23 protein-coding genes and 1 pseudogene are annotated in these 21055 nt (G+C 57.5%); 8 read left to right on the top strand and 16 right to left on the bottom strand.

What is annotated here, in order from left to right; translation table 11 throughout:
• The first annotated feature begins 123 nt into the window (after positions 1–123).
• Together HJB91_RS16505 and HJB91_RS16500 are read left to right on the top strand one after the other, a co-directional pair.
• Positions 124–660 carry a hypothetical protein gene (locus tag HJB91_RS16505; protein WP_210628729.1) on the top strand — a complete coding sequence of 179 codons (537 nt, stop codon included), beginning with the start codon at positions 124–126 and terminating at the stop codon, positions 658–660.
• Positions 661–787: 127 nt separating this feature from the next.
• Positions 788–1471, top strand: a complete 684-nt coding sequence (locus HJB91_RS16500) for an isoprenylcysteine carboxylmethyltransferase family protein (RefSeq protein ID WP_210628730.1) — start codon at positions 788–790, stop codon at positions 1469–1471.
• Positions 1472–1532: 61 nt separating this feature from the next.
• Here HJB91_RS16500 and HJB91_RS16495 read toward each other — a convergent pair whose 3' ends face one another.
• The 4 genes and pseudogenes from HJB91_RS16495 to HJB91_RS16480 all read right to left on the bottom strand — a co-directional run bounded on the left by HJB91_RS16495 (position 1533) and on the right by HJB91_RS16480 (position 3533).
• On the bottom strand, positions 1533–1733 hold the full coding sequence (locus HJB91_RS16495; RefSeq protein ID WP_221122645.1) for a hypothetical protein: 201 nt from the start codon (positions 1731–1733) through the stop codon (positions 1533–1535).
• Between the two features lie 155 nt (positions 1734–1888).
• Positions 1889–3172: an acyltransferase gene (locus tag HJB91_RS16490; RefSeq protein ID WP_311044444.1), complete on the bottom strand. Its 1284-nt coding sequence runs from the start codon at positions 3170–3172 to the stop codon at positions 1889–1891.
• Positions 3158–3304: pseudogene (locus HJB91_RS16485) on the bottom strand (lysozyme); the annotation flags it as partial. The gene HJB91_RS16490 and the pseudogene HJB91_RS16485, both read right to left, overlap by 15 nt.
• The gene (locus HJB91_RS16480) at positions 3279–3533 is read right to left on the bottom strand and encodes a hypothetical protein (protein ID WP_221122617.1); all 255 of its coding nucleotides are present in this window, start codon (positions 3531–3533) and stop codon (positions 3279–3281) included. The pseudogene HJB91_RS16485 and the gene HJB91_RS16480, both read right to left, overlap by 26 nt.
• A 266-nt stretch (positions 3534–3799) precedes the next feature.
• Between HJB91_RS16480 and HJB91_RS16475 the strand changes: the two genes are divergently transcribed.
• From HJB91_RS16475 to HJB91_RS16450, 6 genes are read left to right on the top strand one after another with little or no spacing between them, the layout of a single operon-like run.
• A complete protein-coding gene (locus HJB91_RS16475; RefSeq protein ID WP_221155453.1) occupies positions 3800–4786 on the top strand; it encodes a lysylphosphatidylglycerol synthase transmembrane domain-containing protein in 987 nt (328 codons plus the stop codon).
• Between the two features lie 5 nt (positions 4787–4791).
• The gene (locus tag HJB91_RS16470; RefSeq protein ID WP_221122615.1) at positions 4792–6120 is read left to right on the top strand and encodes a glycosyltransferase family 2 protein; all 1329 of its coding nucleotides are present in this window, start codon (positions 4792–4794) and stop codon (positions 6118–6120) included.
• Position 6121: 1 nt separating this feature from the next.
• On the top strand, positions 6122–6898 hold the full coding sequence (locus tag HJB91_RS16465; protein ID WP_221122614.1) for a bifunctional 2-polyprenyl-6-hydroxyphenol methylase/3-demethylubiquinol 3-O-methyltransferase UbiG: 777 nt from the start codon (positions 6122–6124) through the stop codon (positions 6896–6898).
• Positions 6899–6903: 5 nt separating this feature from the next.
• On the top strand, positions 6904–7644 hold the full coding sequence (locus tag HJB91_RS16460; protein WP_221122613.1) for an FkbM family methyltransferase: 741 nt from the start codon (positions 6904–6906) through the stop codon (positions 7642–7644).
• 28 nt (positions 7645–7672) lie between these two features.
• On the top strand, positions 7673–8518 hold the full coding sequence (locus HJB91_RS16455) for an FkbM family methyltransferase (protein WP_221122612.1): 846 nt from the start codon (positions 7673–7675) through the stop codon (positions 8516–8518).
• Positions 8519–8577: 59 nt separating this feature from the next.
• Complete coding sequence (locus tag HJB91_RS16450; protein WP_221122611.1) at positions 8578–10275, top strand: hypothetical protein; 1698 nt, start codon at positions 8578–8580, stop codon at positions 10273–10275.
• A gap of 74 nt (positions 10276–10349) precedes the next feature.
• Here the strand turns inward: HJB91_RS16450 and HJB91_RS16445 are convergent, their stop codons facing one another.
• From HJB91_RS16445 to HJB91_RS16390, 12 genes are all read right to left on the bottom strand, one after another.
• Positions 10350–10910: a DapH/DapD/GlmU-related protein gene (locus HJB91_RS16445; protein WP_221122610.1), complete on the bottom strand. Its 561-nt coding sequence runs from the start codon at positions 10908–10910 to the stop codon at positions 10350–10352.
• Positions 10911–10960: 50 nt separating this feature from the next.
• Positions 10961–12319 carry a hypothetical protein gene (locus HJB91_RS16440; protein WP_221122609.1) on the bottom strand — a complete coding sequence of 453 codons (1359 nt, stop codon included), beginning with the start codon at positions 12317–12319 and terminating at the stop codon, positions 10961–10963.
• Between the two features lie 159 nt (positions 12320–12478).
• On the bottom strand, positions 12479–13180 hold the full coding sequence (locus HJB91_RS30790) for a hypothetical protein (RefSeq protein WP_259669905.1): 702 nt from the start codon (positions 13178–13180) through the stop codon (positions 12479–12481).
• The gene (locus HJB91_RS16430; RefSeq protein WP_221155452.1) at positions 13177–14181 is read right to left on the bottom strand and encodes a tail fiber domain-containing protein; all 1005 of its coding nucleotides are present in this window, start codon (positions 14179–14181) and stop codon (positions 13177–13179) included. The genes HJB91_RS30790 and HJB91_RS16430 overlap by 4 nt, the downstream gene beginning before the upstream one ends.
• The gene (locus HJB91_RS16425; RefSeq protein ID WP_210628743.1) at positions 14147–14563 is read right to left on the bottom strand and encodes a GNAT family N-acetyltransferase; all 417 of its coding nucleotides are present in this window, start codon (positions 14561–14563) and stop codon (positions 14147–14149) included. The genes HJB91_RS16430 and HJB91_RS16425 overlap by 35 nt, the downstream gene beginning before the upstream one ends.
• The gene (locus HJB91_RS16420) at positions 14560–16383 is read right to left on the bottom strand and encodes a hypothetical protein (RefSeq protein WP_221155451.1); all 1824 of its coding nucleotides are present in this window, start codon (positions 16381–16383) and stop codon (positions 14560–14562) included. The genes HJB91_RS16425 and HJB91_RS16420 overlap by 4 nt, the downstream gene beginning before the upstream one ends.
• Entirely contained in the window at positions 16380–17084 is a 705-nt protein-coding gene (locus HJB91_RS16415; protein WP_221155450.1) for a hypothetical protein, read from the bottom strand. Before HJB91_RS16415 ends, HJB91_RS16420 begins: the two co-directional genes overlap by 4 nt.
• A gap of 35 nt (positions 17085–17119) precedes the next feature.
• Positions 17120–17683 carry a hypothetical protein gene (locus HJB91_RS16410; RefSeq protein ID WP_221122605.1) on the bottom strand — a complete coding sequence of 188 codons (564 nt, stop codon included), beginning with the start codon at positions 17681–17683 and terminating at the stop codon, positions 17120–17122.
• Positions 17684–17864: 181 nt separating this feature from the next.
• A complete protein-coding gene (locus HJB91_RS16405; protein ID WP_221124254.1) occupies positions 17865–18650 on the bottom strand; it encodes a hypothetical protein in 786 nt (261 codons plus the stop codon).
• A 22-nt stretch (positions 18651–18672) separates the two neighbouring features.
• Positions 18673–19647: a phage major capsid protein gene (locus HJB91_RS16400; protein WP_064817688.1), complete on the bottom strand. Its 975-nt coding sequence runs from the start codon at positions 19645–19647 to the stop codon at positions 18673–18675.
• A gap of 15 nt (positions 19648–19662) precedes the next feature.
• A complete protein-coding gene (locus tag HJB91_RS16395; protein ID WP_221155449.1) occupies positions 19663–20691 on the bottom strand; it encodes a hypothetical protein in 1029 nt (342 codons plus the stop codon).
• Between the two features lie 40 nt (positions 20692–20731).
• Positions 20732–21043, bottom strand: coding sequence for a hypothetical protein (locus tag HJB91_RS16390; RefSeq protein ID WP_210628750.1), 312 nt, complete (start codon positions 21041–21043; stop codon positions 20732–20734).
• Positions 21044–21055 lie beyond the last annotated feature (12 nt).

Below are 21055 nucleotides of genomic sequence, written 5' to 3'. Positions count from 1 at the left end.
TGTGGAAGGTTGCAAATCGCCGCAGCCGGAGTCATTCATGCCGCGCCGATCGAGCGATAAGCCTTGCTCAAGCATTTGCGAATATTCTGCCTGGAACCAGAGCTTGCCGAAGGAGGAAAGCGAATGCGAATCTTGGTTCTGACTTTTGTTCGTCTCGGACCTGCTTTGGTCTATGCCATCGGTGCGGTATTTGCCGCCAGCATGCTACTGCTGGCCATGTATCCATCACGCCCGTTTGCTTGGGAGCTTTACCTGACGCTGCTGCCGGTGCTGCGCCTGCCTCTCATGTTACTCAGCGCGGCAGGGATGGGACCGTGGGAACTTCTCGCTGCGTTTGCATCGATGACGATTTTCGGCATCTATCTTGCTTTTCATCCGAAACGGTTTCTTAGGGCGCGCTTCGTTCATGCGCATGTTGCGCTGCTCGGGCTGGTGCTTGCCAATGCCGCCGCAAGCACAGCCGAAGCAGGTCGCAGTGGGGCGTCACTCCCCGATGGCTATATCGACTGGTCACTGCCGTTGCCGACAGCGCTGATCGGAACCGCGTTGATCGTCGTGGCCGCGCTCGCCTGCGTTTTCACGCACGTCGAGATCATCCGCCGCATTCGCATCCGGGCCGGCATCGACCGGCTGCTGGCGCATCGCGTGTCATTGCATTGACGGACACCGCCGGCGGCGCGTCCGTGTAAGTCATATCCCTAATAGTTGGTATTCACCAATTTAAACGGTTGCGATTGCCACTTTCCGCAACCGTGCGAAGATGCGTCCAAACAACGCGGGGGCACCAATGAACAATCGACACTTGATTATTGCAGATGTCATCGGCAGGATTGGCATCTGCTCCTATTCAATACTTGTTGTGTGGACCAAGATCGCTCGGACGATGACGACCGGCGACTATCCGTCCCAAGGCGTCGTATTCCTGATAGCTGAGATCGCTGCGATCTTATTTATCGGCATGATGTGTGTCGTGACCCTGACGAGAATGCCCCAGGTGCGGTCTGCGCGCGGCGTTGAACCATACCTGACGGCGATGGGAGGCACCTTCCTCTTCCTGCTGATCGCCTTCCTGCCTCCGCCAATGGCGTTGCCAGATGCTGTGCGCCTTGCCGCAATGGTTCTGATGATCGTCGGCTTCCTTTCATCGGCATATATGCTTGCGATCCTCGGCCGCAGTTTCAGCATAGCACCTGGCGCAAGAGCTCTGGTCACAACGGGGCCATATTCCATCGTCCGGCACCCGCTCTATCTGACCGAGGAGATATTCATTATCGGAATGATCCTGTTCAGCTTTTCTCCGTGGACGGTATTTCTCGGAATCGTGCATTGGTGTCTGCAACTTCGCCGAATGAGCAACGAAGAGACGGTGCTCCGGGCGGCATTCCCAGACTACCGGTCGTATGCCTCGCGCGTCCCCAGGGTGATTCCGTTTTTGCCCATGCGCGGCAAACGCGCCACGACCATTGGATAACGGGAACCGCGCCGCCGCGTCGGACCCTCAGCCCTCGGTGACGGTCGACGCGGTCGCGGCGTTACCTTTCCGTAGACTGTTTGTCATTCAGTTCTCCGGAGATTTTCTGCTGGACGAAAATGCGGGCGACGATCGCCGCCGCAGCGAAGAGCCCCGATGCCGTGGAAAGGGCGATCTGGATGTAGAGGTTGCGCGACACCCAGGTTGCGGCGACGAAATTGATGACGGGCTCAAGGACGATGAAGAGCAGCGCCAGCGCCATCAGACGGACGGACCAGGCGTGCTTGATCACCGCGCGCCAGTCGGCGAGAGCATGGGAGGCTCCAGATTTTGAATACGGCAAAGCACCCGTCTCGAAAGGAGACGGGCGACCTGTTTTTCGCCATTCAGTAAGGTCGACACGTTCAATGAACGCTATCAAGTAGTCGGATAGATCCGATCACGAACCCTGAATATCGGCTGCTCGATGTATTTGTAGGACAAGGCCGCCAACAGCAGCGTGATCGACGTGAAAGCCCAAAACTCAGTGAAACCATGCAACTGACGTTGGATGCCAAAATTTGGCTCCAGCCAAAGCGGTGTAATGACGAAAAAGAACGTGTAGTTCACGACCTGATGATAGACATAGGCACCGTAGCTACGCTTGCCTATGAACACTAGGACGGGATTTTCCATCACCTTCGCTGCGGTTTTCGCGCCGCCAACAGCGAAGAAAAATATAAGCGATGAGGCGATCATATAAACCGGCACATCGGCAAGCGCTTTTCCAACAAGGCTACTCCGAAACGCGAATATTCCTTGGCTCATCTCTGTATATGACAGCAGGCAGAGTGCCGCGATGCCAACCACCATCATCGCCGAGAAGCTGCGCGACACCGCTGGGGTAATCCGAACTGTCGAGGTGATGATGGCGACCGCTGCGCCGGCAGCAAGTGAATCCAGATTTCCGAGCGTGACCAGAACGTTCGCCTGGCCAAGATCGGCGTACCAGGCGAAAGTACGCCAGCCGATCGCGACCGCAAATGCCCCGAATAGCGAAAGCTTCCAAGCATTCGGCCGGAAGAAGATAACGATCGGGGCCCAGAAAACGTAAAACTGCTCTTCAACTGCAAGCGACCACCACGGAGCGGCTGGTCCGTAAGTTCCGATATCATTCCGGAGCACCACATTTGAAAGATTTTGCACGAAGAAGACGTGATAAATCGCATCCTCCCGCACAGCACCATTCAATCCCATGCAAATGACAAATGCGAGCGCCAGATAATAGATAGGCTGGATTCGGAAGAATCGCCGACCATAGAAGCCTTTGAGAAGCTGTACCCCCTCAATCCGAGGTCTTCGGCGAGCCAGGCCTATGAGTATTCTCGTGATCAAAAACCCGCTGATCACGAAGAATATTAATAGGCCGCCCCGCCCCCATTCGGCGACTTTGTTGAGATAAGGGATTGGTGACCAATGAGCCATCAGCACCAAAAGCAATGATATTGCTCTAAGCCCATCCAATCCACGTATGCGACCGCGCGCTTGTATCTCCGACTCCCGATGTGCAAGAGCATCCAACGTCCAATCCCTCCGTCTCTCGGCGGGAATAGCGCAATCATGCCGGGATTGGAAGCGCCCCCAAAGGTTACTCGCGTCAGAGTTTATTGTTTGCGGGGTGTCACGATGGCCCAGTTGGCGCGCTTGCTCGCCCGGCTTCACACCGTTGGTCGTCCACGGCTGGCCTTGAGTGGCCGGGTCCGGATAGGCGTGCTGCCGGAGCCCTTCGAAGCTTCCGACCAATGCAACTGCCATCGCGGCTGCGGCGCTACCTTTCTGCAGGCGGTTTGCCATTCAGTTCTCCTGAGATTTTCTGCTGGACGAAGACGCGGGCGACGATCGCCGCCGCAGCGAAGAGCCCCGATGCCGTAGACATGCCAATCTGGATGTAGAGGTTGCGCGACACCCAAGTTGCGGCGACGAAATTGATCACGGGCTCAAGGACTATGAAGAGCAGCGCCAGCGCCATCAGACGGACGGACCAGGCGTGCCTGACCACGGCGCGCCAGTTGTGGACGAGCATCGGGAACTCCGGAGGGCTGTGGATAAACCCGCCTCCCGAACGGAGACGAGTGTTGAACTGTGGCTCCGCGGCGACCCAATAAAGGTACCGCTCAGTACAATAATCGTTGTCTATTGCTAAAGTTTTCTCTTAAGGGTAGTCGAGGGCCGGAATACGGCTAAAGCGGTGCCGCTCTGTATGTCGTGTTCCCAGATTTGCCGGGGCCAGTGGCAGGAGTCACGGCCTGTCTAGCCTTCAAGACTCTCAGGTTTCGAAGATCGAATTAGATGGCCGCACAAGCTCGTTCAAAAATAAGTGCTCGCACTTTTTTCGCTTATCTTGTGAGCCTCGCACTGCTTGCGTTCCTGGTTAGCTCGATCAGCTGGCAAGATACTATTCGTATACTTAAGGAAGGCGTTCACCCAGCATCTCTGTGGCCATTTTCGATTACGGCTCTTTTGATTGCCGTGATATACGGTTGCCGTTGGCAGCTGCTGATAGGTGGAAAACTTAACAAGAGCACCTCTCTTATAGCCTCCATTCTCTGCCTCGGCGGCAATATGTTTCTCCCTGCAAGAGGTGGAGATCTGTTGCGAGTCCACTACAGCCATGTCGTAGGCCGAATAGCTCAAGCCGAGGTATTTGGCAGTCTAATGGTTGAAAAGGTAATCGATCTGATTACGATCGCTGCCGTCGGCGTATTAGCTGCTGTAATCCTAACACTATCGATGGATTCCGCCCACACTGACATACTATTTGTTTCAATATCTTCGGCTCTCGGACTTGCATTCGGTGCAATTGTGCTAGTGAAATACTTTAACGCGCTTCTCCTGAGATGGGCCCGCGCGGTATTCACTTATTTCGGGCATGAATCCTTCTTTAATAGACATGTCGCAGTGCTAATACGCAGCGTGGGTGAGCAAATGACGCTCAACAACCTGTTCTCTCCCAGCATTCTTACATTGTTAATGTGGTTGTCAGCGTACGCTCTCTCGTATGTGTTTGCCGCACAATTTGTGGGAGTGGCACTCAGCTACGAAGAGGCGCTCGTCGTGTTGTTCGCAGGGGCTCTAGGCCTGATGCTTCCTGCTGCACCCTCTGGTATCGGAACTTTTCATGCTTCAGTAGTTTCTGCATTCATTCTCCTGGGGCGCTCATCCACTGAAGGCTTTCTTGTAGCGACAGCTATCCATCTCCTATTTTTCACAGCTTATGTCCTGCCGGCAGCGATCCTTTACGGCCGGTGGCGCTTGGCGCGCGTCTTGCAAAGTTAGAACTAATGAGAGAATATTTCTATTCCCTTCTCCGGAAGTACCTGGAGCTTTTTATACTTCCTCAAAATTCCGTCGTAGAAATCGATCCTGCTTCGTCACTTCTAATAGGTGCGATGCCCCAAGGTCGAGTCGCGTTCCGTCCAGAGTCTAGCGAAAGCCCCTCCGCTGAGAGCTTTCGAGAAAATGCAGTGCTTCCTTATCAACAGCTTAAGCAAACCTGCGCCGAATACTTAGTGATCGGTGGACTTATCCACTATGAACGCGACATTCAAAAGCTATTCGCCGATCTGCATAAGGCGTGCCATCCGGAAACCCGCCTCGTTCTTACCTATTATAGCGCCCTATGGCGACCTTTGGTTAATCTCGCGTCGGCCCTGGGCTGGCGAGGCAACTTACCTGAGGCAAACTGGTTAGCGCATGAGGACGTTCGTAACCTGCTGGAACTCGAAAATTTCGAGTTGATCAGCTTAGATCAAAAAGTCCTAGTCCCGCTGTATATTCCGCTCGTCAGCAACTTTATCAACCGTTACATCGCCCCTCTGCCAGTATTCAGAAATCTTTGTCTTTTGAACATCGCCGTCGCAAGACCTATAGCGATGAAAGAAGTCGACGCGCCATCCGTCTCAATCATCGTGCCCGCTCGAAATGAGGCCGGCAATATCGACGCAATTGTCAGGCGCATTCCACCCATGGGGCCCAAAGACGAAATTATCTTCGTCGAGGGCAATTCAACGGATGAGACCTGGAGTGCGATCCAGGCCGCACAAGCCCGCTATGGATCAGAGCGTAGAATTCTAATTGACCAGCAAGAAGGAAAGGGAAAAGGGGACGCTGTTCGAAAGGGATTCCGCCTTGCTTCGAATGAAATCCTTATGATTCTTGATGCAGATATGACCGTTCCACCCGAGGATCTTCCAAAATTCTACGCTGCGATTAAGGACAACAAGGGCGAATTCATCAACGGAACCCGGCTTGTGTATCCAATGGAGAAGAAAGCGATGCGCTTCTTCAACCTACTAGGGAACAAGTTTTTTGCTATGGCCTTCTCGTTTGTTCTCGGCCAACGGTTCAAAGACACCCTCTGCGGAACAAAGGTTATCAGTAGGTCCAATTATCTGAAGCTCGCCAGAAATCGTTCCTACTTCGGCGATTTCGATCCATTTGGAGATTTCGATCTAATTTTCGGCGCGGCAAGAATGGGCCTCAAGATAGTTGAGGTTCCAATCTGCTATCGCCAAAGGCTTTATGGAGAAACAAATATTTCTCGTTGGCGCCACGGCGTTATCCTATTGGCGATGCTCGCCTTTTCTGCTCGGCGAATAAAGTTCATCTGAGATGAAGATCGAGAATACAGAACTTTACGATCATGACCTAGCAACGACTTTGGAGAATCGTAACCGACTTCAAAGCAATCGCAATCTAATGCTTTGGTATCGCGAACTGTACTCACAGTTGTTCGACGATATCCCAAACTTTTCTCAGAAAAAGGTACTAGAGATAGGTAGCGGCACATCACCACTGAAAATATTCCAGCCGCATGTAACAACTACAGACGTCCTCAATCTCGAATATTTAGACATCGTTTTTGATTGTCATAACATCGCAGACTTACAGGATATCCCGGACCGCAGTATTGATGTGATCACCATGACAAATGTACTACATCACCTGCGTGATCCTATTTTCTTTCTAAGCGGCGCAAGCCGAAAGCTTAAGAAAGGGGGGCAGCTGGTACTCGTTGAACCTTTTTTCTCTGCCGTTTCCTTTCCCTTGCTTAAGTTCTTCCATCATGAACCGGTTAATTTCCAAATTTCGCAACCCGTTCTAGACACGATTGAAGGTCCCCTATCGTCTTCAAACCAGGCAATGCCCTATATGATGTTCTTTTCGCGTCACGATTGGCTAGCACCATTGTCAAATCAATACGATTTAAAGGCGACCAAACTAGGTTATTTTACGAGTATCGCCTACATGGCGACTGGAGGCATATCCAGAGTATTTCCGGTACCACACTGGCTTTATCGGCTCTATCTCCCGCTTGATAGGCGGCTTGCCCGTACGTTTCCCAGACTGTTCGCGTCGTTCTTTAGCGCGCACTTGATCGCAAAGTAACAACGATGAACACAACGATCATCTCCATCGCCAATCTGCTGTATAGGTATTGTTTTCCGCTCTACCACCCAATCTATCGCGTATGGAAGAGCTATTCAGATCGGACTGAGCGAGCGCTACTACGAGAGCTTGTTGGGCCTGACATGACGATTGTGGATGTGGGTGCAAATATCGGGGTTTACACTCGCTTTCTGTCAGGCCTTGTCGGCAGCCGTGGGATTGTGCATGCCTTTGAGCCCGCCCCCGCGAACTATCATAGACTAAGAGAAAATTTGCGGAACCTGGGCAATGTTCGATTTAATCATGCTGCGGTTGGGGAGCGAAGCGGAGCTATCAAACTCTTCATATCTGACGAGTTAAATGTCGATCATCGTACCTTTGACAGCGGTGACGGTCGACAGGCAATCAGTGTCCCAGTCATGAGCCTCGATCAGTATTTCCCAAGCGGAACGCGCGTAGATCTGATTAAAATCGATGTCCAAGGCTACGAACTCAGCGTGTTGCGGGGCGCTGAGCGCGTGCTGCAGGAAAACGTGAATATCAAGATTTTGATGGAGTATTGGCCTTACGGCCTCTCAAAGGCCGGCGTGGATGCGGCAGCTCTCCTCACCTTTATCGATCGACTTGATCTGGAAATACAAATGATCCGCGGTGCTGCTTTGCATAATTTTGACGGCGCTCAGTTTGACCCGCAGGACGCCAGCCAATACTGCAATCTGATCCTCAGCAAACGCTCGCGTCCGTGAGGCCACCAACAACTTAGGACGAAAACACATGCTATCGACCAGCAACAAAATCAGGATTGCGCGCTCTATTTCGACGGCAATTCTTTGGGGGCGCGGTCTTTTTCACCTTCCGTCAGAGCTTATCGCCGTGCGGAGGGGAGTGACTTGGTCTATCGACCTCAAGGAAGGGATAGATCTGGCAATCTACGTCCTGGGTGGTTTTGAGGTGCAAACTCTGAAGCTCTATGCGCGGCTAGTGAACGAAGGCGATGTCGTTCTCGATATCGGCGCAAACATCGGAGCACATACCTTGCCGTTGGCACAACTTGTCGGAGCACGCGGCAAGGTGTTTTCCTTTGAACCGACCGCTTTTGCATTCCGAAAACAGAAGGCGAATATCGCACTCAATCCAATGTTATCGCCGCGTATCAGCGCCCATCAGATGATGCTCATGGCAACAACTGACACTAAATTGCCTGACGCGGTGTATTCGAGTTGGCCGCTAGAAACTACAGGCGATCTGCATGTTGAACATCACGGCCGCCTGATGGGTACAGTTGGCGCGGCTATGAGTACACTTGATGAATTTGTTGCAGCAAACGGGATCGATCGCATTGATTTCGTTAAGTTGGACGTTGACGGAAACGAAAGCGATGTGTTGCTTGGCTCCAAGGCAACAATAGAAAAGTACCAGCCTAAAATTCTATTGGAGCTTGCGCCGTACGTATACAAATCGCAGCCAGAAAAATTTGACGCGATTCTGAATTCACTCTGGAGCATGGGATATGAGATATCCGATGTTGCCAGAAATCGAAAACTACCGCGAAACCCGGACTTTGTTAGATCGGTCATCCCCACAGGCGGAGGATTGAACGTGCTCGCCACTAGAGATTGATACCGCGTAAAGCATTTCCGCAGCCACTTTTTGGGGAATTTGGAATCTCAGGAGACATCATGAGCGACTACATTCAACGCGTGCCCAGGATCAGCAGCTTGGTTCTGCTGACTATTTCAGTTTTGTGCACGCACTGGATGGCCTTCTTGAATGAAGGGATATTTGCGGAAGACGCCGGCCTGTTCTCGTCACTATTTTTTAGAGACTGGAACGCAATCATGAACATGTATTCGTCCGCAGCTGTACCAATGTTCACATATTACGTTTGGCCTCTATCTTATATTCCAAATGTTTTTCTGCTTAAATCTGTAGTAATTTTCGGCGTATACGTCGCTGTTATTTTTTCTTATCTTATCGCCTTAAGAAGCGGGTTTCTCAATGAACGAGAATCTTTTTATATTGCGCTTTTTTCGAACCTGCTACCAATAACTACCGTTACAGTAATAATCACATACTCAACTTACTTCAACGCCTATGCGTTATTCTTGGTGGCGACGTACCTATTTATCTCAGTTGAACGGATTCGTGGAGGCCTTCACTACCTCTCCAGAGGGGCATCCCTCCTTATTTACTTTGCGTCATTTACGCTTAATTCTTTGCTTGTACTTTACGCCGCTGCTTTCCTCCTTGCATACCTCGTCCACAGTAACGACGCGGCCCGGCGGGTTGGCTTACGAGGGTTCATATCCACATTTTTTTCATTCTGCAGATCAAAACTAGATTTTGCAGCTCTTCCTATCGCATATTGGGCGTATAAGGGATTTTATTATGAGAAAACTGGTCTTTACAAGAATTATAACAGCTTTGATATAAATCTCCCGAGCATCGCATATAATGCTTACCGATTCGTGGTTAACGGAATTGTAAAGCCTGTTGCGTTTAGACCTATTGCAATTTGGTTTGAGTTTAATTTTTATGTATTTTTTGCTGTTTTCATATATTCGATGTTCTTTGTCACTTTATTTTTCCTCCTGAGAACGCCACCCGCCGGGAATCCGGATATCGACAATCGGAGACCAGACGGCGGCCTTAAGATAGTAAGCTTTGGGCTCTTCTCACTTCTTTGCGGAACTCTTCCCTATATCCTTGTCGGAAAGAGTCCGGAGCTTGGGGTGTTGATGAGAAATGGGATTCTGATGCCCCTTCCCCTGGCCGTGATCGCGGTCGGTGTTTTGCGATTTCTGGAGCGAAAAACGCCTAGCTTGCAGGGCAAGAGAGCTTCGTTCGTGTTACTTCTGGTCGTTCTTACATTATTTACAAATCGGTGGTGGGGAAGTTACGCAGCTTGGCAGGCACGAGCGGCAAAAGACTTGGCGGTCTCGCAATATCTTATTGATAATCCACAATGGTCGACTTTTTCGAACTATTGGATCACCGACAAGTTTCCGATGCCGGGCGAGGCCTCGGAATATGGGTTTGCTGATTATACCTCGAAATTTCACATCATTTGGGGCGGACAGACCAGGATGGCATTTACGCCTCATCACATAGAGTTCTTCGGCATCGACTCGGCGCCAGGCGTAAAGCCAGTTCATTCGACGAACCCCGCTCGTATCGCTTTTTTCTGCGACGCCTGGGCCAGCGCAAAAGATATCGATCTGAGTGGACCGCAAGCTGAGCTTGAAATATCATCCAAAAAAATCTCGTGGGATAACGCATCTCTCGCATACGAGTATCTATATTTTCGCTTTATCAAATCTAGCGAGTTGAAAGCCCACTTAAGTGGCTTGGTAAATGTGACGCTGCGAGCACTTTGACAGTATAGCGGTGTGTGAGACGCCGAGACGCCGGCATTTCCTCACTACCGCTCTTTGTTATTGGCCGGACCGATTTAGCTGCGGTATTTAATGACCTTCGCCGGTGAACCAACTGCAATTGCATAGTCCGGGATGTCCGTAGTTACCACGGAATTTGCCCCGATTACCGCTCCAGTCCCTATCGTAACGTTCATCAATATTTTGGCGCCAGCGCCAATCCAAACATCGTTACCAATTTCGACAAAACCGATTTCGGCCTTCTGAAGCCTGATTGGCGTATCGCGCCTCATGCCGTGGCCGTGATCGATGATCTGGACATCAGAGCCGATTAGGACATCATTGCCGATTGATATCCGGTTTTTCGCCGTAATGATGTTGCGCCGGCCGATTACGGTGTTGTTGCCGATAAAGACTTTGGGCTCTGGCATTGTAAGTTGAAAGAACGACTGGTCTTGGATCGTGACGTTATCGCCAACTTTGAAGATGGCATGACCGACCAGGCGAAACTCAGCGCTGGGCTTCACCACGAGATTCTCGCCGGCCGCGGTGAAATAGCGGAAGCGCTTATAAGCAGTAACGAGCCGTTGGATTATGCCGCCTCGATTGCGATACGATGCCTTGTCGACCTGTGCCATTTCTACTCCCGGCGTGATAGCAGCATGTCAAACACAGGCGTGGAGCTTATTCAAGAGCTCCTTCCGCAAGGGAGATGAAAGCCATCGGTCCAGATCCAGATGCTACCGGTTGACCCGCCCAACGTCATACGAATTTGCCGACTCGTATTTGTCCATATCTCCTGCGATCCCACTGCAAAACCGCTCGCTACCTGGATAGAGCCGACGTTGGCGCCGTCACTGCCAGCGCCGGCTACAAGGGCACCTTGTGCAGGGTCTGATAGCAGAGCCGCGTTGGTCGTTGCCGACGATGTGAACTCGAAGCGCAGCTTCGCCTTGACCTTAACCCCATTTGGCACTGTCAGCGCCAGGAGTGCCGAAGTCGTAGAGATAGCAGCACCGATCGCATCCTTGACCGGCATCACGAACGTATATTCGTCACGTGGATACAGGACAAACGGCCGAATATTCGAACTTCCATCGGTCAGCACGACGCCGATGCATTTGACGATGGTATAGCCGGTGAGCAGTGTCGTGGTGATGCCGCCGATCGTCGCTGAGGTCGAGAAAACCACGTCGAAAGACAGGTCGGCGTCCTTGCGCAAGGCATAGGCGAAGTATGTCGCATTTGCTGCGACGGCGCCGGCATCGAGGCCGCCCGCGCCCGTTCCTGCCGCAAATGTTCCCGTCACCCTTTTGGTGAACGACGCCGCGCTGGAAACGAAACTCGACCCCGACCTGGCCGAGCCGGGGGTGAAGTCGATATGGGTGTTCGGGCTGCTACCGTTGTTGGAAGGGATGAGGCCGACGACGAAATCCCCTACAGCCGAACTATCGGCTTTACTCCCGATCCTGGTGGAAAGCTTATCGGTGAAAAAGGCGGCACCCGAACTTGTGATGTTGACGCTATAGCCGTTCTTGAGAACAAGCGTTGCCGCACCATCGATCGTCTCCGAGCCGGAGGGATCAATCGTCACGTCGCCGCCATCGGCAATGACGCAATAGCGCCAGTTTGCGCCGAGCGTTGCCGCTGCGTTGAGGGTGAGCGTCACGGCTTGGGTAAAGCGATGGACCGCATTGTCGTCGGAGGCCACCGCCGTGTAATCGCCCGACTTCGCCGCATAGACCAACGCCTTGTCGAAGCCGACGTCGACGCCGTTCTGCGTGAACCCTAAGAGCCCGCCACCCTTCAGATAAAGGCCAGTTTGCGGGTTGGTGGCGAAGCCGATGCCGGGCGCCGAAACCGTGCCGCTTGCCGCCTTGAGTGGCGCTGTCATCGGCGCCGAGCCGTCGCGCGGCAGCGAGTTGGTGACTTCGTTGCCAAGGTCGACGGTCAACGCGTTCCATGGCGCGGGATCGATGACCTGGCCGACGGAGGGTGTCGTGCCGGCGGGTTTCGAATAGACGCCGGTTGATGGGTTTCTGGGCATTTTACCTTGCTCCGAAAGGAAGAGGCCCCGAGATTACGAGGCCCAAAGTTGTGCAGTAGTCAAATTGCCGGCGGCGCCATGGTGGCTGCTCCCGGCGCCGAGCGAGCTTTCACGAGTTGCTGCCCTTGAAAGCCTGAATCGCGCCTGTCACCGGCCATTTTACAGCCGCGCCAGGAGCGCATTCACGAGCGCGGCCCCTGCCCCTTCGCGGCCTCTGTTCATCGTCTCCCGCGGATTGCCGGAAGCCGGCCGGGGCGTCGGAATGGGCGGGGTGTCGGGCAGAGCGAAGGGATCGGCCGCGCCTTGCGTCTGAAACTGTGGCATGAAGCTCCGGGCTCTGGTGAGCCGGTGGGCGACCTCCTCGTTCCCCGGCTCATCGTAGCCTTTAAAAGCCCAGGCTCTGTTCATCAGGCGTTGCGCTTCCTCGAGCGATTTGGCGGCGTTTAGTCTGGCGATCAGACGAGGATCCTCCTGCAGGAAGAATTCGGCCTGCGTCTGCGGGCTGATCTCACCTGGCTTTTCGCCCTTCTGGGCGGCAGGCGCCGCCGCGGGCTGCTGACGGCCATCGCTCGCCGCTGGAAGTGGGGCATAGAGGGGTCTATCACCGGGAACAGGCGGGTTGCCGGGCAGCGGTGCGAAATTGTCGTTGCCGGGTTCATCAGCCCCCATCTCCTGCTCTTGCCGGCGCATCGCCAGCCCTCCCATCAGGGCCTGGACAAGGCGCGCCGCGCCCTGCCACGGAGATTGCACCGGGCTCGCATCCATTCCCTGCTGCAGCATGGCATGGGCCAGCCGCTTGCGCTCGTCGCTGATCTCATTTTGCTTCTTGCCGGTATCGCCACCAAAGAGGAAACCCCTCATGCCACTGCCCTTTCGTAGTTGACACGGTCGAAGCCGTCTGCATGTTCGAACACTGCGTCGGGGTGAATCTCGCGCACATCGTCTGACATCAGGCCGATCTGCATCGGACCGCCCTCTTTGTAGCGGAAGGCGTAGACCGGCAGGCCGTTGTCCAGCGTGCCGACGCGGCGGATGTCTTCCTTTAGCCGCCGGTCGGATTTCGCCCAGCCGCCGAGCAGCGAGCCGCCGAGACCGAAGAGGCCGCCCATGGCGGCGTTCGATTGGGCGAGCTGCTGGTTGTAGAGGCCCATCTTCTGATTGAAGTTCTCGTTGATCAGGCCGGCCTGGTCGACCGTCGGCAGCTGGGTGGCCGGCGTGTTGACGTAGCTCGGCTGGTGCACCTGCGAGCCGGACATCAGCGCCGAGATCTCGTTCAGCGGCTGGTTGCGCTCGGTCAGGATCGAATTCTGCGCATTGGAATACATGTCGCCGAGATATTGGTCGGAGGCGGCCTGCTTGCGGGTGGAGAAATCGCGCATGGCGTTGTCGTAAGCCGCCGAGCCCATCGCGATGCCCTTGTCGGCGAGGCTCTGCTCGAGGCTCGCCCGGTCGCGGTTCCACTGGTTGTCGAAGCCGGAGCGCCAGTGATCGTTGACATATTTGTCGACATTGCCGGCGCTGAGGTCGACATTGGTGCCGAGGATGCCGGAGACCTTGGCGGTCTGGTCGTTGGCGAGCCTGGCAAGGCCGAGCTGCGTCTGCTGCGTCTGGTCGTAGATCGCCTGGTTCTCGGGCGAATAGGTCTGATAGGCGGAATAGGTCGGCAGCCTGTAGGTCTTGCCGTTCTGGTCGGTCATCGTCTGATAGCCGCTGACCCTGTATTCCAGCGAGCCGTCGGGCGTGTACTGGTTGGTGTGGCTGAGGCCCGCATTGGCGATGGCGGTGTCGACGTTGGTGGCGGTCTGCGCCGCGGCGGTCTGGGTCGGATCAGGCGCCTTGGGGGCCTTTGGCGTGGAGACCATGGGGAAAATCCTCCTTCATGATGGCGTAAAGCAGGCCGTCGCAATCGCCGAAATAGCCGCGCTGGCGGCCTTCCGGCTCAGCGCCCACTCTGGCGAGCAGCCTCTGGGCGCTGATGTTGTCGGCGCGGGTGCGGCAGGTGGCGCGGCGGCAGCCGAGCTGATTGAAGACATAGTCGAAGACGGCGCGCATCAGCGTCAGCGACAGCCGGTCGGCGGCGAGCGAGATCTCGATATCGTGCTCGGTCCAGACGTTGAAGACGAAGCCGGCGATGATCCGGCCGCGCTCGACATGGGCAAGCGTGGTGTAGGGCGGGTGGAAGGTGACGCCGATCCTGGCGCCGACCCAGGCGGCGATCTCGGCACTGGGTTCGCAGACGATCAAATCGGCGCGCCCCTCTCGTAAAGCAGCGAGCCGCCGACGACAGCGGCTTCCGAGACCGAGCCTGACGAGCCCGAGATCAGCGCCCGGATGGTGGGCGCAAGCGCCGAACCGGCGCCGCCGGCGGAGGCGAATTTGCGCACCAGCGAAAGGCCAGGGAATTTCGAAATACCCCAGATTGCCGTTCCCCATTTCGCCGCTGCATTGTTCTCGACCGACGACAGAAGCGCTGTCGGCACTTTCGTCTGATAGTCGACCGAGATGCCGCCATACATCAGCGTGGACACGCCGATCTCGGCCGTCACCCCGATCAGCTTCGAAAGCTTGGTCGAGAGCCCGTCGCCGAAGCGGCTCCAGGCGCCGACCATCAGCGCGTCGATCGCCGCGCCATTGTCGTTGGCGCCGACTTCGGCCTCGTAAAGCGTGCCGTCGGCGGCGCCGAAGAACAGCCGGTCCTGCCAGCTCGCCCAGCAGGAAGCGGGCATGCCGACGAAGCGGCACCAGGCACCGGTCTCGGTGTTCATCACATATTGATAGGGGCCGAAGGAAGACGGCAGGTTGACGATCGCCATTTGCCGCGCCGGAAAGCTCGAAAGCTGCCATTCCTGCGAGGTCGTACCGGTCGCCGCGACGGTCGCGCGCCATGTCGGGCCGATCCTGGCGGTAATGGCGCCGAGGCTGGCGGCGCCGCGATCGAGCTGCACCGCCTTGGTGATCGGCACGATGCCATCGGTGGTCATGATCGCGAGATCGGCGCCGACCGACAGCAGGCACCGATCGGTGCCGAGTGGCCGGCCGAGCTTGAAGGTGCCGATCAGGCCCCAATTGGCAGCACTGGAAGGATCGGAGCCCTGGAAGACGATCACCTCGCCTTCCGAGGAGATCAGCACCAGGCATTGCTGCAGGCCCGTCGACACCGGGATCGTCCAGACGTTGATCGCAACAAGCGTGCCGCCATATTTCATGTTGCCGCCGACCGGCAGCGCCGTCGCCGCGCCGCTGACGGCGTCGGTGGCGAGGTACCAGACATTGGTCGAGTTCTTTTCGATGAACCACAGTCGCGAGCGATAGGCGGTGACGGCGCAAAGCAGCGAGGCGTCCGGAATGCCCGTGATCATCGTCGAGGCGACATAGGGCGTGGCGGCCACGCCCTTTTCCAGCTGGGCATTGGTCACAGTTCCGGTGACGGTGACGGTGAGCGTGCCGGCCGCCGGCGTAAAGGTGAGCGACACCCGGTTGCCGGCGCCGGTTCCGTTCAGCGTGCCGGCGAAAGCGCCGGAGAGGGTCACCGAGCCGGTGCCGAAGAAGCTCAGCGTATAGGCGGTGTTGCGCACGGCGACATTCTGGGTGGCGAGTGCCGCCGTGCCGACCAGGAAATTGTTGGTCCAGGAGGTGCCGTTGAAGATCAGCGGCGTGTCGAGGCCGTTGACGAGACGCAGGAATTCCTGGCCGGCCGGGTTGGTATATTGCTGCACCGACCAATGGGCGCTTGCGAGGCCGGAGACGACAGGCGCGCCGGCCGCACCGCCTGCCGTGACGTCGAAGATCTTGTCGCCGGCGGCGGCAAAGAGCCTGTTGCTCACGCCGGAATAGGGAATGACCGTCTGCACGTCGGCGCCAAGGCCGGTGGCGAAGGCGAGGAAGCCGTAGCGGGCGCGGACGCGGTTGGCCTCGGGAAAGAAATTGTCGAGCTGGAAGGCTGCGTCTTCGGGCATATCGGCCATCTCGACATCGGTTCGCCAGCCGCCGATCGGCGCGATCCAGTCTTTGCCTGGCGAAACGCGGCGGGTGCGGCCGTTCGGAGGGACAGGTCTGCGGGTCATGGCGTCACCGTGATCGTGCCGGGCCAATAATTCTCGAATGCCTGTCCCCTCGCCGGCAGCGAAAGGTCGACAGGGCCTGCGGCACGATCGGCGCCGATGGCGGCTTCCTTGGCTCGTTCGAAAGAGGCAAGCTCCTCGCCGTAATCGAGGCCCTTCGCCCGCTTCCAGCGCCAGATCAGCGAGAGTTCGAGCAGCTCTTCGGGAAAGAGCGCCGTGTCGGTGTCGTTAGCCCAGTTGGCGGCAGTGGCCGCGCCGCCGTTCACCGCCACCCAGAAGCCGGAGACATAGGCATATTCGATCGTCTCACCCGCAACATTCGGGTAGATGTCGAGCCTGCCCGCCGCCATGCGCCAGATCTGCGGCACCGGGTTGGCATTGAGGATGGTCTGGCGCTGCCAGGTCTGCGGCTCCACCGGGCCGTTCAGCGCTGAGAGGCGAGAGACGTTCCAGATCCGCGCATTGGCGGCGAAGCGATCCCAGTCGGAAGGGGGCTCGGCCGGCTCGGGGGCGGTACCGGTCGCTTGGAATTGCCGCCGCACCATCAGCGCCGACCAGTCATGGGCCCGCATCAGGTCGCGGCCGGCGCGGGTGGAGAGGATGCGCAGCTGCATGATCTGCGGATCCGCCGACGACATGACGGCCGTCGGCGGATCGAGGTCGATCTCCGCGCAGACGTTCTGAATGATGGTCAGCAGCGACATGCGGGCGATCTCCGGTTGAGGTTTCGAATGCTGGTTCAGGCGGCGCGGCTGCGGCCCTTGCCCTCGCCTTCCCTTTCGAGCGCCTCGAAGCGCAAGGCCATTTCCTTCATCTGCTCCTGCAGCCGGCCGACCTCGCCCTTCAACCTTTCGTTTTCGGCGGCAAAGGCGGAAGCGGCGCTGGAGTTCTCGGCCGTTGCAAGATAGGCGCGAGCAGCCGCGGTCAGCTCGTTGGCGCCCATGCCGACCTTCTGTTTGGCCGTGTCGGAGAGGGCGGCGAGCTGCTCGACGGTGTAGATGTTAATCGCCTCCAGCTCCTTGATCTGGCTCGGCTTCAGATAGGGCCATTGCGCAAGCGGCGTGCCGGTCAGCTGCTCGCGAGCGGCGGCGCCGTCCTTGAAACGCTTATAGGCGTCGGCAAAACGCTGTTTGTCGTTGTCGGTGACCTCGCGATAGACCTCGGTGTGCTTGTCGCCTGCGATGAAGATGCGGACGAATTCCTTGTCGGCAAAGATCGGCCGGCCCTCCTTCTCGGTCAGAAAGGTCTGCTCGACCGGCTCGAGGCTGAAGGAGGCATAAATTCCGGTATGGCTTTCGGGCATGGTGCTTGCTCGCTGTTGATGGCGGGGAGATTTGGATGGACGGTGGGAGCGCCCCTCCTCGTCATCCTCGGCCTTGTGCCGAGGATCTGCTGCAGATGCTCGGGACAAGCCCGAGCATGACGAAAGAGAGGTCGGAGCAGCAGTCTCAACAGGCGCCGAAGCGCCCATTGACTGACGTGGTTTAGTTCACCTTCGACAGGAACGGCCGCATCAGCGTCGCCTCCAGCACGCCGGTCGCCGTGATGGTGATGCCGGTGCCGTTGGCGGTGGCGTTGGCCGAGAGCGTGATGCTCTGGACGACGCCGTTCGGGCCGTAGGTGATGCCCGCAATCGTCGTGCCGCCCGGAATTCCGGTGCCGGCAACGGCCGCGCCGATGAACGGACCGGACCCGGCATTGAGGCCGGAGAGATTCGTCAGCACGGGAGAACCGTTGACCGTCGTTGCCGCAAACGTCTGGTTGGCGGCAGCAAAGTTGACGTTGGCAATCGCCTTGGTGCCGACGGTCGCCGAGGCAGGCGCGCTTGCCTGGCCCGCCGTGGTGGTCGTTTCGGCAACGACGAGGGCCGCCGTTGCACTCGCCACCTGGGCCGGCGCCTGGCCGTTGCGCTGCAGCCAGACATAATAGGTGCCGGGCTGAAGCGTCACGGCGCCAACCGGCCCGCCCGTCAGCGTCGGCGGCTGGGCCGCACCGGAGAAAACGCCGCAGCGCTGGCCGACGACGGCGGCGGCCGTGGTCAGCAGCGCGGCGACATAGTCCCGGCTCCACTGAAACCATTGGCCGGGCTGCAGGGTCGTCTGAGAGGCCAGCACCAGCTGGCAATAGACCCATTCGGATTCACGGTCGCCGCCGGCGATCGCGCCGAGGGCGAAGTTCGGTCCCGGAATGCCGGAGCCGGCGACGATCGGGCCTTCGACGACGAACGGGTTCGCGCCAAGACGATCGGTCTGGGAAGTTGCGATGGTCATGGATGTTGATCCTTTCGTTCGATCAGGCGAACAGCACGCCCTGCAGGAAGGCGTTGTTCATGGTGAGGTTGCCGGCAAAGCCCATCAGCTGCACGAAGGCATCCTGGTTGGTGTTCATGCGTTCGTCACCGATCGGCGCCATGTCGCGGTCGCGGTGCGGCCGGTAGAACAGGTATTTGGTGTTGAGGAAGAACATCTGGTTGAGAGGCGCACCGCCGCCGAAGCCGCCGTCGAAGATCACGTCGGCGCCCATATATTGCAGCGACTGGAAGCCGGCCATGCCCTTGTCGGCCGAGGTGATGCGCTGGATCGCCTGCAGCGATTCCCAGTAGAGGCGGAAGAAGTTGTTGTCGGCAACGACGAGATCGGGCGCGTCGGAGCCGCGCACGCAGGACATGTAGAGCCGGTTCATGTAGCTCTGGATGTTGGCATTGGTGGCGGCCGCACCACCATCGGCGGAGGCGGAGAATTTCTGGTTGCGCCAGAAACCCCAGGTGGCGCGCGAGATGCCGCCGACCGTGCCGGAGGTCGGCGAGGTCGAGATCAGGAGCTGCAGGCCGCCGATCTGCCGACCGCCATCGGCCGTGCCGTCGGAATAGCAGTCGAGCGCGATATTGTTCTTCAGCGTCGTCTCGGCATTCTCGATGCGCTGCTCGAGCAGATCGAGGATCGCATCCTCGCCGGAGTTCTGCAGCTGTTCGAGGCCGGACATGGAGACGGCAACCGCGGCCTGCTTCAGGTCGTATTCGGCGGCGGTGATGACGTCGGAGGGCTGGACGTTGAGGATGTCGTAGCCGGAATAGCGCTTGAAGGTGCTGTTTTCCTGATACTGCAGCTCCTGGACGATGGTGCGACCGCCGGAGACGGGCTTCTTGCGGCCGCGGCTGTTGAGACGGGTGAGAAGACCGTTGTTCTTGGTCACGTCGTCGGCGACCGTGCCGCTGCGGTTGCGCAGCGTCGTGGTGACGATTTCAGAGAGGTTGGGCGAAATGGGCATTGATCATTCCTTTGATCAGACTTGACCGCGCGCGGAACGCATGGCGTCGCGAAGCGAGTCTCGGATTGACGTGGGCTGGCCTCTTGCCGCATCGCGGGTCGGGCCCGGAGCGGAAGATCCAGAGATGGATCGCGAGGCCCGGCGGGCTTGATCTGCCGCTGCGGCCCTCTGGGCTTGCTGCTGGTGGACGAAAGCCGGCGCAGTCTGGCTGATCAACTGCTGGCGGATGTCCGGACGCATCCAGCATGCGGCGTCGTAGGCGTCCTGAAGTGTCGATGCTCGCCCCGAATTGATGAGGGCGACCATGTCGTCGAGAACGTCTTCGGCATGGGCATTTGCCGGATCGGAAAGAAAGGCATCGACCTGAGTTTCGGTGTCCCTCTTCCTCAAAACATGTTCGACCGTGGCCTCGACATTGATCGGCCCGGTCTGGCCCTGCTCATGGCGTTGCATCGCCTCCCCTGCCCGGCCGTTGACCAGGGCGTGAAGATTGACGCCGGCCACCTTGGCGACGTGAAGCACGGTGTTGACGGGATCGCGGATCAGCGCGTTTTCCCACTCGATCGCCCGGCGCATAACATCGGCATGGGTCATGCCGGCCTGGCGCACGATCGGGGTGAACTCCTCGAGCCCCTTGTAATCCTGGAGGACGCGGAAGCCGCGATCGACCTCCTGCTCGCGTTTGGCGATCGCCGCCTGCACTTCGCCGGGCAGGCTTGAAAACTGCGCTTTGGCCTCCGCCGACCAGCCGGGCGGCACCCGGTTACCGGGGACGGCGGACTGCTGGCGACTGTCAATCTCGCCTGTCTGCTGTGGGCCACGAGCCCCCGGGGCCGCCTGCCCTGTCCGGGCAGCAGCGGCCTGCTCCTGCCCCTTGGGCAGGAAGCGGCCATTTTCGCCGTCGCGCGGCTGGCCCGGCAGATCGCCCGGCCCGCCTTCGACAGTGTCGATCGCCGCCTTCAGGCTGTCGCGGACGCTGACCGGCTTTTCCGAGCCAAAATCTTCGCTGCCGTTGCCGGCCTCGTTCAGGTCTTCCATATCCATCTTGGGATTTCCTATTTCGGGGATTGATGCCCGTTCAGGTTCAGGCGTTGTATTCGGCGTAGACCCGCCGCAATTCGTTGCGGATCGCCTTTCGGTCCGTCTTCGGCTTTTCGATCGGCTGCGGCTTCTCATTGCCGATCTCGACGACGCCGGCCGCCTGATAGGCGGAGCGCAGCTTGGCTTTCGAAGTGTAATGCCGGCCGTCATGCATCGACTGGATCTCGATGTTGTCGCTGACGAAATGCGGCGCGGGCAGGTCCGACCGCGCGAGGTTTTTCACCGGCATGCAATTGTGCGGCCAGGCGTCGAGCGCGTGCCAGCCGCCGCAGACGCGGCAATAACGTTCTCTCATGCTGTTGCTCCC

The organism is Rhizobium sp. NLR10b (genome assembly GCF_019685435.1).
Lineage (GTDB): Bacteria > Pseudomonadota > Alphaproteobacteria > Rhizobiales > Rhizobiaceae > Rhizobium.
The sequence above is the reverse complement of the archived record's forward strand: the minus strand, read 5'-3'. Positions and strand labels throughout refer to the sequence as shown.